The organism is Paenibacillus sp. FSL W7-1332 (assembly GCF_037969785.1).
GTDB lineage: Bacteria > Bacillota > Bacilli > Paenibacillales > Paenibacillaceae > Paenibacillus_AQ.
This window is the reverse complement of the sequence record NZ_CP150209.1, coordinates 3,338,228-3,351,369: the sequence shown is the minus strand read 5'-3', so window position 1 is coordinate 3,351,369 and position 13,142 is coordinate 3,338,228. Positions and strand designations below refer to the sequence as shown.

Annotated in this window: 9 protein-coding genes; 3 read left to right on the top strand and 6 right to left on the bottom strand. The window is 50.7% G+C overall.

Annotated elements, in window-relative coordinates; all coding sequences use genetic code 11:
• The first annotated feature begins 88 nt into the window (after nucleotides 1-88).
• Complete coding sequence (locus MKX98_RS14930) at nucleotides 89-931, top strand: AraC family transcriptional regulator (protein WP_339223818.1); 843 nt, start codon at nucleotides 89-91, stop codon at nucleotides 929-931.
• Between the two features lie 58 nt (nucleotides 932-989).
• Here MKX98_RS14930 and MKX98_RS14925 read toward each other — a convergent pair whose 3' ends face one another.
• Together MKX98_RS14925 and MKX98_RS14920 are read right to left on the bottom strand one after the other, a co-directional pair.
• Nucleotides 990-2,576, bottom strand: coding sequence for a glycoside hydrolase 43 family protein (locus MKX98_RS14925; protein WP_339223816.1), 1,587 nt, complete (start codon nucleotides 2,574-2,576; stop codon nucleotides 990-992).
• 16 nt (nucleotides 2,577-2,592) lie between these two features.
• On the bottom strand, nucleotides 2,593-3,705 hold the full coding sequence (locus tag MKX98_RS14920; RefSeq protein ID WP_339223815.1) for a glycoside hydrolase family 88 protein: 1,113 nt from the start codon (nucleotides 3,703-3,705) through the stop codon (nucleotides 2,593-2,595).
• 286 nt (nucleotides 3,706-3,991) lie between these two features.
• Between MKX98_RS14920 and MKX98_RS14915 the strand changes: the two genes are divergently transcribed.
• A complete protein-coding gene (locus MKX98_RS14915; RefSeq protein WP_113061725.1) occupies nucleotides 3,992-4,918 on the top strand; it encodes a pectinesterase family protein in 927 nt (308 codons plus the stop codon).
• The gene (locus MKX98_RS14910; RefSeq protein ID WP_339223812.1) at nucleotides 4,918-6,351 is read left to right on the top strand and encodes a serine hydrolase; all 1,434 of its coding nucleotides are present in this window, start codon (nucleotides 4,918-4,920) and stop codon (nucleotides 6,349-6,351) included. The genes MKX98_RS14915 and MKX98_RS14910 overlap by 1 nt, the downstream gene beginning before the upstream one ends.
• A 191-nt stretch (nucleotides 6,352-6,542) precedes the next feature.
• Here the strand turns inward: MKX98_RS14910 and MKX98_RS14905 are convergent, their stop codons facing one another.
• The 4 genes from MKX98_RS14905 to MKX98_RS14890 form a co-directional block, all read right to left on the bottom strand.
• Entirely contained in the window at nucleotides 6,543-8,036 is a 1,494-nt protein-coding gene (locus tag MKX98_RS14905; RefSeq protein WP_220685436.1) for an extracellular solute-binding protein, read from the bottom strand.
• Nucleotides 8,037-8,103: 67 nt separating this feature from the next.
• The gene (locus MKX98_RS14900; protein WP_194542446.1) at nucleotides 8,104-8,976 is read right to left on the bottom strand and encodes a carbohydrate ABC transporter permease; all 873 of its coding nucleotides are present in this window, start codon (nucleotides 8,974-8,976) and stop codon (nucleotides 8,104-8,106) included.
• Between the two features lie 46 nt (nucleotides 8,977-9,022).
• On the bottom strand, nucleotides 9,023-9,994 hold the full coding sequence (locus tag MKX98_RS14895) for a sugar ABC transporter permease (RefSeq protein WP_194542445.1): 972 nt from the start codon (nucleotides 9,992-9,994) through the stop codon (nucleotides 9,023-9,025).
• 639 nt (nucleotides 9,995-10,633) lie between these two features.
• Complete coding sequence (locus tag MKX98_RS14890; protein WP_339223810.1) at nucleotides 10,634-12,952, bottom strand: AraC family transcriptional regulator; 2,319 nt, start codon at nucleotides 12,950-12,952, stop codon at nucleotides 10,634-10,636.
• Between the last annotated feature and the right edge of the window lie 190 nt (nucleotides 12,953-13,142).

Below are 13,142 nucleotides of genomic sequence, written 5' to 3'. Positions count from 1 at the left end.
TTGAAGATCGGCTGCAGGCATGATATATAATTTTCTACGATCACAATCGGTGGTAATCCAACCATGCGAACTAAGGAGTTAATGAGGAATGAATGACCGGCTGCAGCCCAAGTACCACATCGGAGACCATGATTTCTCCATCCAATACATGTCGCAAAACGGTTCCAGCAGCATGCCCCGTCCGCATGAGCATCCCTACTTCGAGCTGTATTACTTGCTTAACGGTGAGCGGGTCTACTTCATGGACGATAACGTGTTTACCGTCAAAAAAGGGGACATGATGATCGTGAACCCGCATGATCTCCACTCAACGGCAAGCTCCGATAAGCTGACCTTCGAGCGGGTGCTGATCAGCTTCTCCAGAAGCTTCATCGAACAAGGCGATGCCGGCGTCGCCAAGCTGCTCGATCACGGGACGTCCAGACTCGTTCGCATTCCGCTGAAGCATCAGCCCGAAATCGAACGGCTGCTCCTCTCGATGCTCGCAGAATGCCAAACGGAGCAGACTCACTACAGCTCATTGGTTCGCGCATGGATGAACGAGCTGCTCATCCGCCTTCATCGGATCGAGACCACGCTTCAATTCCAAACCCATGAATATGAGCATCCGATGCATCAGAAAATTTCAGAAATTGCCCAATACATCAAATCCAATTATCATGAAAGACTTACGCTGGAGCAGGTCGCCAAGCAGTTTTACATCAGCCCTTCCTATCTCAGCAGAGTGTTCACCAAGCTGACAGGCTTTCACTTTCGCGAATACCTGCAGGTGGTACGAATTCGCGAAGCACAGAAAATGCTCGTGAACAGCAGAGAATCCGTACAATTCATCTCCGAGCAAGCCGGATTTGAGCATATTGCCCACTTTAATAAAACCTTCAAAAAAATCGCGGGGACCACGCCTCTTCAGTACCGCAAGCGTCATGGATAGAATCGGGGCTGTTCCAAAGTTGTTACCGTCTTGGAGCAGCCCCGTAATCTTTCTCTTTCTATATCTCTCCTCTTCCAACCCTAAACCAGTCGATATCCACATACCCTCTATCCGCTTGTTCTTCCGTACTTGCCGCGAACAATCCGACCTTGGCACCGACCCAGTGCCCCTTTTCGGCTTCGAACTCCCTATCTCCGCTCGGCAAGAAAGGACCATCGGCAGAAGCAAAATAGAAGCGGCATTGAGCACCGGGATGAACGGTCACCCGAATCGTTACCTTCCCTTCATCCAATCCGTCGGACCACACCACATTCTCCTCCGAGCCGTTCCCTTGGGCCTGGATGATTTCCATGCCGGAGCCGTCCGCCTTCATCTGAATGGCCGCATAAGCGAATGTTCGTCCGAATACGATCAAGCCCGCCCGTTCACCAGGCTTTAGCGCCGTTCCATCCAGTTTGGCTTCCGCATGAAATACTTCCGCCGGGAATTTCTGCATCAGCAAGTGAGGAGCATCGTAGATCGTGCGCGAAGGCTGGTTCTCCGGCACCGGGAAGGCGAATAATCGCAAATGGCTTTCCTCCTCGAATGCATACCAGGCCGGATTCGGATTAGCCTGCCACTGCCACTGAAGGCCAAGCTGAGCGTCTTCGAACTCGTCTGAATCGTCCGGTGCCTCAATCCTGTGTTCCCCGCCGACGTTTGGCTTCGGATAACGCAGAACCGGTTCGCCGATCCCGTCTCCATTCGTATCGGCACCCATTTCCGGCCAATCATCCACCCAGCATATCGGCTGCAGATGAACAATTCTTCCGTAGGCCCCTTTGTCTTGAAAATGCATAAACCAGGATTCTCCCGAATCCAGCTCTACCCAACCGCCCTGATGCGGGCCGTTAATCGGGCTATCGCCTTGATGCAGTACGATTTTGTCTTCATAAGGGCCAAAGACCGAGGTTGACCGAAGCACGGTCTGCCACCCCGTTGATACTCCCCCGGCAGGCGCAAAAATATAGTAATAACCATTTCGTTTATACATCTTCGGCCCTTCCATCGTCGGATGACGTTCGGTCCCGTCGAAGACAATCTGACCTTCATCCAAGAGGCGCTTTCCGTCCGGGGACATCCGGCACATTCTTAACAGATGCTTGATGCCGCATCTACTTTTGGCAAACGCGTGAACCAGGTAGGCCTGGCCGTCATCGTCCCAGAACGGACACGGGTCGATCAAGCCTTTCCCCTCTTGAACCAGATGCAGAGGCGTCCAGCTGCCTGCCGGGTCCGCAGCTGTGCTCATCATGATGCCGACATCCGGATCCCCGTAGAACACCCAGTACTTGCCGTCATGGAACCGAAGGGCCGGAGCCCAGACGCCGTTCCCATGTTGAGGGACGTCATAGCCCGGCAGCTCCATCCGGGGCAGCACATGATTAATAATCCTCCAGTTAATCAAATCCTTCGAGTGCAGAATCGGCAGTCCCGGCAGATGACCGAAGCTGGAGGCCGTCATATAGAAATCTTCCCCGACCCGGATCACATCCGGATCCGAATAATCCGCATGAAGCACCGGGTTCACGAACGTCCCGTCTCCCTGATCCGACAACCATGATTTGTTCTGTAATGCTTGCAGCGATGACGATGAGTGCATCATTTAGTTCCTCCTCCTATCACGAATCTGCTAACCGCTCCATTTCCAGACTGGCAAGGATGAAAGGCGCTACGCCAATCTGGGCGTCGGACACCACTTGTTCACTGATGTAATATTCATACGAGCCGTTGCGGTCATCGCTGAGCCCCGCTCCATGACATATGGAATGAAGATGCACGCCGGTTTTGCCAGCCTCAACAAACCGCTGGATCAAACCTTCGTAAGCCCGCTCCGCAACAGGTCTTGAAGGCTGTTCCAGATACTGGAGCCGAACGCCCTTGGCCAAAGCGTAAATAAACATGGAGGAGCCGGAGGTTTCAAGATAATTGCCTTCCCGGAAGCCCTGATCGAGCACCTGGAACCACAGCCCGCTCTCTTTCTCCTGATAACGTGCCAGCGCTCGGCTTAGGCGTTCGAATATGCCAATCATTGTACCTCGCTTCGGATGATCTACCGGAAAAAATTCAAGACTGTCCACTAGCGCCATCGCATACCAGCCCAAGGCCCGGCTCCAAAAATGCGGGGACCGCCCGCTTTCCGGATCGGCCCATACTTGTTCCTTCGCTTCATCCCATCCGTGATAGAGCAGGCCCGTCTTGGAATCCCGGGTTCTACGCTCCACCAGCAGAAGCTGGTGAGCTACCTCGTCGAACAGTTCAGACCGGTTATAAGTTTTGGCATACTGGGCCAGAAACGGCGATGACATATAGAGCCCATCCAGCCACATCTGAAACGGGTATACTTTTTTGTGCCAAAAACCGCCGTCCGTCGTTCTGGGCTGGCTGATCAGCTGGGCGGCTAGCGTATGGGAAGCCTTTTCATAACGGGAGTCATGAAATCTGGCACTTAGCGCAAATAAATTTTTCCCCTGGTTGATCTGGTCCAGATTATATTCTTCGATTCTGTACCCCCGAATGTCCCCATCAGCCTGAACAAACAGATCCATATGCCGCTTCATGAAATCAAAATAATCGTCCTTGTTATAAAAGTCCCCTGTGCGGGCGACCGCCATGAGCATCATCCCGGGAACATACGCCCACCGGCGGGCAATTTCCGGGTGAAGTCCCTCGCTGTCCGCTTGACGGAGAATGGTTTCCGCCGTCCGGACGGACCAATTGTTCTCTTGCTTCAATACCGCCTCACCTCAATATCCTTGGAAGATTTAATCTCAAGCCTCATTATAAAGAAACATAAACGATAAAAATTCCGGATTTGATGCTGAATCAATCGCGTTTTTTGCATTTTATGCTCTGTTTCTCTGTTTACTTTCCCTCTAGAAAACAAGTCTAAGAAGCTGTTTTTTTTCAAATCCGGCAAAAAAGGCAAAGAATGACTCGATTTAAACATCGGAGATGTTTTTATTGGAATCTCCAATTCGATAACATAGATATAAAATCCATAGAGGAGCGTGTTCATCGATGAAAATCACAGTAGATCCCAGCGGGCAAGGCGACTTCGTGACGGTGCAATCTGCAATCGACTCGATTCCCGAACAGTCCGATTGTCTTGTCATCATCGAAATTAAAAAAGGTGTTTACCGTGAGAAAATCAACATTCCTTCATCGAAACCAGCCATCCGTATGATCGGTGAAGGACCTGAAGAAACGATTCTTACATATTCGGATAACGCCCACACCTTAGATGAAGATGGACAACCCCTCGGGACCTTTCGCAGCGGAAGCTTCTATATCTGCGCAAATGATTTCAGCGCCGAACAATTGACCATCCGCAATGATTCCGGTCCTGGGACGGGTCAGGCAGTCGCTGCCTTTATCGATGCCGACCGGGTGTCCTTTCGGTATGTAAAACTTGAAGGTGATCAAGATACGCTCTATGTGTCCGGCGGACGTCATTTCTTTGCCGAATGTTATATCGAGGGCGATGTCGATTTTATATTTGGGCCTGCAACGGCCGTATTCGACCGGTGCACCATCCACTGCAAGCGGTCCGGTGGTTACCTGACCGCAGCCAATACGCCGGAGGAAGCGGAGTTTGGCTATGTCTTTATCGATTGCAAAATCTCGGGAGCACCCGGTGTTGAGAACGTATACCTTGGCCGGCCTTGGCGTGCTTATGCCAATGTGGTGTTCATCCGATCCGAGATGGACGGCTCCGTTCATCCACAGGGCTGGCATAACTGGAACCAACCGGACCGTGAAGAAACATCGCGTTATGCCGAATTCGGCAGCCGCGGCCCCGGAGCATCCCCCTCCTTGCGGGTTGCGTGGTCCAGGCAGCTCACTGAGACCGAGGCTAAACGGTTTACCATCGAACATGTGCTCAGTGGCCAAGACCGTTGGTATCCGCCCTACACTCCTGGTACATCCAATCAGACGAGAGGTTGATGATGATGACTGCACTGGCTCGAGTCCGTCCGGAGGACGTCGGTATTCCTCCTTCCGCCATTCTCCGCTTTATGGAGGATATGACGGAAAGGAATATGAACCTGCACAGCTTTATGCTGCTTCGGCATGGCAAAGTAGCTGCCGAAGGTTATTACTCCCCTTTTCACAAGGATTTAAGGCATCCGATCTTCTCCGTCAGCAAGAGCTTGACATCGGCAGCCGTCGGCATTGCCATCGGTGAAGGACGGATCTCCCTGGAGGACAAGGTCATTCATTTTTTTCCGGATAAGCAGCCGGAGACCGTACACCCGTACACAGCCGATATGACCATCCGGCATCTGCTGAGTATGCAAACCGTCCACCGAAAATCAACCAATAAAGAGGCCCGGGATATCGTGTTCGAGTATCTTCATACGCCACCGAGTCATCCCCCGGGGACCGTCTTTGCCTACGATACGACAGGTACGCATACGCTCTGCGCCATACTCCAACGGGTTACGGGGACAACCGTGCATGACTATCTCGATGACCGCTTGTTTCAGCCCCTCGGGATGCAGGATATCGAGTGGGAGACCTGCCCGCTCGGAATTAACCAGGGCGGCAGCGGAGCCTATTGCACCACGGAGGATCTGGCCAAATTCGGTCAGCTCTATCTGCAGGACGGGCTGTGGAACGGAATCCGGATCCTGCCGGAGGGCTGGGTAGAGTTAAGCACGTCCAAGGTCGTTGATAACTCCAGCGCCGGAATTCTGCTGGAAGGACGAAGCGGGTACGGATACCAGTTCTGGCGAGCCAGGCGTCAAGCCTACTGCGCTTTCGGCGCAGGCGGGCAATTCGTCCTTATCATCCCGGACCATGACGCCGTTTTTGTCTCGACGGCCAACACCATGCTGAACCGGGATGAACACCAAGGAATCCTCGACTGCGTTTGGACCCATCTGGTTTCTTCCATGCAGCAGTCCTGCCCCCTAGATGATGCCGGTTGTCAGCGGATGCAGCAGCGTCTAAGCGCCTTGAAGCTCCATCTGCCGGAGGGAAGCTCCATCTCCAGTACAGCCGTGCAGGTCTCGGGGCAGCAATATCGCCTAACTGCTAACGAGCCGGGATGGGCAGGATGTCATTTTACGTTCAGTGAGCAATCCTGTGAACTCACCTTCATTCATGAAACCGGTCGTCCCAAGGTTGTTTGCTCCATGAATGATTGGCATATCGGTCCCGACCCTTTTTTCGGCCTTCCCTCCGCCTGTGGTGCCGTATGGGCAGACCCGTCGACCTGCTTGATCCACATTCAACTGCTGGAACAACAGCAGATGTTTATCCTTACCTGCCGTTTTGACCGCGATGGTCTTGTGCTGCAAATCAAGCCGGCTGGCGCGCTTAGAACGAATCATCTTGATCTCGTGCTAATTGGAACGAAAATGGACAGCCCATGAACCGAGTGCTCCTAATTTGCCTCATTATATAAGTTGAATGAGTGATTTGCCTATAAGGCAGCCGTGTGAAATGTTCTTTCGATCATTAATTCAGATATATTAGTAGTGAGAGACAAAGCAGCCAAGTACACCAAAGGCACTTCCTTTTACTTGCCAGCTTTGTCTCTCGTTTACATGCTCCTCAATGACCGCTATTTTTGATTCGTGTTAGATTCTTTATATTCTGCAGCCATTTGATCTCCGCCGCTCTTTCTCCATTTCTCCACTTCCGCCTTCCAGCCGGCCTCGTCAATCTGCCCCATAATGAACTTGGTTTGCGCATCGGTGATGATCTGCTCCAGCTCTCCGCCGCGTTCATTGTAAGTCGTCGATTTCAGGGTAAGCGCCGGATTCGGTACAATGTAATTCTCGTTCTCATACACGATTTGTTTGTTCTTGTTGAACAGCTCCGTTCCTTTCGGTTTCTTCTCCATATTGTACAAATCGCCCCGTTGCGGAAACGTATCGCGATAAGGCTTGACTTCTTGAGCGTCCTTATCCGCATCGATCGTTACGGTATAATCTCCTTCGACTTTGTAATGCACGCCTTCGATGCCTTTATTAATAACATTGACCATCTCGGGATCCAGCAGCTTGTCAACGAAGGTCAGCACTTTAGCCAGTTCTTCTTCAGACTTGACCGTCGATCTCGGGATTGCCAGGAAGCCGGTATTTCCGCTTTCCCCCGGAACACGAATGCCTTCTGGACCTTGCAGCGGAGATACGTCGACAACCGCTTCCGGAACAACCTTCTCCAGCTTGGTTTGCAGCGATTGACCGTTACCGCCGGAGATCCGGATATTCGCGCGGCCCGATTCATACACCTTATTGAGCTCGGAGGAATCAACCACGGCGAAATCCTGATTAATCAGCTTCTCTTCATATAATCTTCTAAACAGCTTCATGACATCGAAGAACTGCTCGGATACAAACTCCGGATAGAAATTGCCTTGCTCGTCGATGCCCCATTTATTAGGTGCGCCTTGGGAAACGGCAAGCCGGGTCAAGGTCGATGCCGTACCCTGGTTATAGCCTTTGTCGAGCATCATTCCGTAGGTGTCCCTTTTTCCGTTGCCATCCGGATCCTCCTCCGTGCTGTACCGGATAATTTCATACCAATCATCCAGGGTGACAGGCTCCTTCAAGCCGGCTGCATCGAGCCAGTCCTTGCGGTAGCTGACGATCGCCCGGCCCATGTCCCGGAACAGGGGGATGCCGTACACTTTGCCGTTCACGCTGATGTTGTCGTAATAGGCCTGCGGCTGCGCGGCCAAATTCGGGTAATTTTTCAATTGCTCGGTGATGTCCCAGAACAGATCCGCTTCGAGCGAGCTGATCGTCGTTGGCGTATAGTTCAGCTTGATGAGCTTCGGAAGCTCATTGGAAGCGACCATGACGTTAACCTTCTCGTCGTATGCGGAGTAGGGAATCCACTGAATCCGCAGATCCGTATTTGTGTATTCGCGTATTTTTTCCTCCATCTGATTTTTCGGGTCGGGTATTTCCCCAACCTGATTAACCACCAGCGTAAGCGGATAAGGTCCGTCGCCATTGACCCCGCTCCCGCCGCTTTTGTCTCCGCAAGCCGTTACAACCATCATCCCCGCCAGCATTGCCATAACGGTTGTCATCCATCTTTTCTTCATCTTTAGCCCTCCATCATATTCATTTCTATTGAAACCCTCTTATTGGGAAGAAGGCGCATCCAACCGGTTATCCTTTCACTGAGCCCAGCATGACGCCTTTCGCAAAATGCTTCTGCAGAAAAGGATACACGAGCAGAATGGGCACGGTGGCAAAAACGATGACCGCCATACGAATCGTTAACGGCTGCACGTCCATTTCGTCGAAGCTGGAATCCCCTACCCGGCTCTGTGCCAAAATCACGATTTCCCTAAGCAGAACCTGAATCGGCCATTTCTCGTTATCATTGATGTATAGAATGGCATTAAAAAACGTGTTCCAATGAGCAACCGCGTAAAACAAACCGAACGTGGCCATCGCTGGCAGCGACAATGGAAGCACAATTCGAATCAGAACTCCCAAGTCATTGCAGCCATCGATTTTAGCCGAATCCTCCAGCCCGTCGGGAATTTGCTGGAAGAAGTTCTTCAGCACGATCAGGTTAAACGCACTGATGGCACTTGGTATCATCAAGGACCACAGCGTATTGGTCAAATTCAACCCGTTCACGACGAAGTATGTTGGGATCATCCCCCCGCTAAACAGCATCGTGATCAATACGCCGAGCAGGATGGGATTTCTGCCCCGGAGATGAGGCTTGGACAACGGATAAGCCATCAGCGATGTAAACGCCAGGTTGATCAGTGTTCCTACTACCGTAATATAGATCGAAACGAGCAAGCTTCGCGGCAGTGTGTCGGACGAGAAAATATATTGGTACGATACGAGCGACCATTCTTTGGGCCATAGAATCAACCCACCCTTGGCGACTTCAGCCGGACTGGCAAACGAAACCGCCAGCACATACACGAATGGAAGAACACACACGATCGCAACGATGAATAAAATCGAATGGTTAATGATATCAAACAGGCGATTGCCCCAGGTTTGATCTTGACGCACGTTTATTCCCTCCTGTCATTTCAAAAAATGCATCCGCGGCATCCTCCTAGTACACCCCTTCTTCCCCGAATCGCTTGGCCATCCAGTTTGAACCGAGAACCAGAATCAATCCGACAAAGGATTTAAACAAACCGACGGCTGCGCTGTAACTGTACTGTGCCTGCGTCATCCCTTTGGTGTATACATACGTATCGAATACTTCACTCACTTCCCGGTTTGTCGGCGTGATCATCAGGAAGATTTGCTCGAAGCCCGAGTCCAGGAAGTTGCCTAAACGAAGAATAAGCAAAATGATGATCGTGCTGCGGATGGCTGGCAGCGTGATATGCCACAGCTGACGCCAGCGTCCGGCTCCGTCGATCCGTGCGGCTTCATACTGCTGCAGGTCTACGCCAGCAAGGGCGGCAAGAAAGATCACGGTGCCCCAGCCTACTTCCTTCCAGATCGACTGGGACACAATCATCGTCCGGAACCAGTCCTTCTCCAGCAGGAATGCGATTTTCTCTCCCGTTATCTGATAAATGATTTCATTCAGAATGCCGTTCTCGGTCGTAAACAATATATAGAAAATACCGACAACGACAACCCAGGATACAAAATGCGGAATGTAGATCAAGGTTTGCACAAACCTTTTGAAGCGCTCCCGCCTTAGCTCATTCAGCATGAGCGCCAATATAATCGGCAGCGGAAAGAAAAAGATCAGATTATATAAAGCTAAAATGATGGTGTTTCGAAAAAGCATCCAAAACTGCGGTTCGCTGAAAAAGCGCTCGAAATGCTTGAACCCGACCCACGGGCTGCCGAAGAACCCGGTATGCGGCTTGTAATCCTGAAAAGCCATCGTCACCCCGTACATCGGCACGTATTTAAATACGATAAAATACAGCACGCCTGGCAGCAGCATCAGATACATCCACCTGTCCCTGACCAGATCCCTTAGTAAGAGCTTTCGTTTCTCCAGGCGCAGTTCCCTCTTTACTTGCGGGCCGACTGTTGCCGGAGCTTGATTTGTTTTCATAGCACCTCTCCTCAAAGTTTTGTGAGCGTTACTTCTTGAATGAGATTCGAACAAAACTCACTTCGGAAGCATGCCCTTAGTTTTGTGAGCGTTACTTCCTGAATCAGTTTCGAACAAAACTCACATCGGAAGCACGCGCTTAGTTTTGTGAGCGTTACTTCCTTAATCAGCTTCGAACAAAACTCGCTTCGGAAGCATGGGCATTGCCTGTTTGAACATCGTTTTTGTTGGTTGTATGCGTTTTCATGGATTAATTATCCGTCACCATCCTCGTGTCCGGCTATACTCCGTTCATGACTTCACGCACCAGCCCTCGGTAAATGCCTTTCCAGCAAGGGTTACAGGATTTCACCAATTCCCCTGCATATGCCGTATTCCACCTTCTATATGCCGCATATGACATGCAGATAAGAACAGGATCTTTGCCGTCTACATTAGCCATGGAATAAATGGTCCCGAATCTATATTTATAATGGCACCGTACGGGCGTTCTTTTTCGTGCAAAAAAGCTGCTCCACCGCAGAACATTCTACGGATGGAACAGCTCCATTAAGTTCTTGTTATGGTGGCTTACTCAAAATTGAGCCATCATGCAGCCGGGTATGTCTTCATCTTCGGATCGAGCTGCTCATTCTCAAGCTAGCCTTCTTCACTATGCTGCTCCCGGTACTGGCCGGGAGTTACCCCAAATGTCCGACGGAACGTACGAATGAAGGCGCTGATATTTGTGTAGCTCACTTTCTGGCCGATTTCCGAGACCTTCATCTCGGTCGTGGCCAGCAGATTTTTGGCTATATTCATTCGGTACTCGCTTAAGTATTCACTGAAGGACACACCCATCTCTTTCTTAAATACCCGGCTGATATAAGCCGGATTAAAATTCATGACCGCCGCGCAGTATTCGAGTGAAATGTCTTTATCATACTGCTCTTGCACGATCTCCACGATTCGGCGGGTAATGCTTACGAATTGCTTATCTGCCATGTCCTCCAGAATCCCGATCACAGGTTTAAACAATTTGGAGTGGAACCAGCTCGCAATTTCGCTTCGTGTCTGCAGCCTGAACAGAAGCTTCAACTCCTCTTCGCCATTCCATAATTGCTGCATCGACAGTCCCTGCTCCTGGGCTATGCTTACGGTCCTGGACGCGAGCTGCAGCAGCAATAAATGATGCTCTTGATAAAGCCCGTCCTTGCACAGCAATTCATCCAAATAACGCTGAAACTGCTGCTCCACCTTCTCAAGCTGTCGTTCTTCAAGGGCAAGCATCATCTGTTCTTCAATCAGTCTTAATTTCGTGTATACTGTCTTCTCTGCACTTCCTTGATCCACAATATCGGCATAGCGTACGATGATATTCGATCCGAGAATAAATCGTAATTTGAGTGCCTGGCTGCTTTCTTTATAGGCGCGCTTCGCATTGGACAACCGCTTGAATGGAAGGCTGATGCCGATGCTGCATTCGAGCCCGAGGTATTCCTGAACCTTGGTTTTGATGTGCTGAGCGGTCTCATAGAACAAAGCTTGCCCGGCTTCGGCATCCTCTTCTTTACAGGTCAGCAGCGTCACCTGGGAATGATTCAGCACGATCGGACTGAAGCGGGCCTCTTCTGGCAGGGTTTCCGAGACGATATTGCTTACCGCAAACAGAAGAAGCTCCCGATCCTGTTCCTGGAACCGCGACTGCTGAAGGTTATCCAGCTCAAGCTGCAGCACCCCGAGGCTTCCCCAGCCCGTTGGAAACCCGTAGCGTTCGGAAGCGTACTTGTCATCGGCTCCGGACATTTGCTCAGTAAACAGCTTCAGGACATAGAACTCTCGCAAATGGACCGTTTGGGATTTCATCTGTTTGTCCAGCTCGTTTCTGGAAACGGCAAGGGAGGTCAGGCTCTCCCGAATGAACTCAAACTCATCTTTGCGGTTGGCATCGGCCTGCTGCGGCTGAACGTTCGTCGCGAACTCATGGAGTCTGCGGATTGGAGAATACATCCTCCGGCTGCCAAACCAGGAAGCAATCAGCACGGTCACAATAATCCCGAAACAGGCGGCGGCGGTAATCAGCGCAATGTTTCCTGTCTGGTCCGTTACTTTATCCAGGGATACGACGGATACATAGGTCCACCCGTTATATTCCGATTTGGCATACAGCACGCTCACCTTTTTACCTTCGCTCTCGGCATGGAATGCACCTTGGAGCTGATCGGACTGCTGAATCCTTGCCGAAATCTCTCCGTTGATCGAACGGTAAGCCTCACGATCCTGAACTGGCGACAGGAATGCATCTCCCTGCTCGTTTAGGATATACTGGGCGGCCCGCAAATTGACGGGCTCCAGCATGCTCCGGATATCTTTGGCGGTGATTTGCAGAATCAGAATACCCGTCGGCGACGCGTTCTTCGACAGCAGCGGTATTTTATGCACCAGCCGAAGGGTTGTTGCCGTTTGTTCGGCGCTGTTCCAATGATCCGTCTCCACCGGATTCGCGGTTTGCGAGATTTCTCCCGAGCCCGCTGCCCAGAATATGCTATCATTGGTATCCAGATACCGCTCGAACTCGGTTTTGTTCAATCCCTCCAGAGGTTTGAGGGAATTTAAATCCACGACCCATTCATGCTTCAGATTAACGACATACACCTGATTTAATATAGTCTGCGTCTGCAGGTTAAACATTTCTTTCATCAGTTCCCGGACCTTAATAAAGTCCTGTCCACTTAACTTGCTGTCCATCACAGACTTCAGCAGCGAAGAGTTCTCAAACTGCAGGGCGGTTCTTTGCATGGAATCGAGCACTTGCTCGACCCTCATCCGGGTCTGGTTCAACAGATGCATATTTCCCTCGTTTACCTTCTCCTCCACATCTTTGGCGGCTATAAAATAAGAGAAAAATCCGATAAGAATCGTCGGGAAGGATCCCAGCAGTAAACTATAAATGAGTATTTTGGATTTGAATGTTCCCAATATCGTCTGCTCCTTCTTGGTATTGGATGTAAAGAACAGGACCAACAGGACATTATAAATCGATATGTAGTCTTCTTATGATAACGCTTGCAAAAATAATGATTTAAAAATCATACCATACCCTAGCCATAATTTTTAGTCTCCCCATGCTTTTTTTGCCAGCATTTTGATCTATTTATGTCAAAAGCAC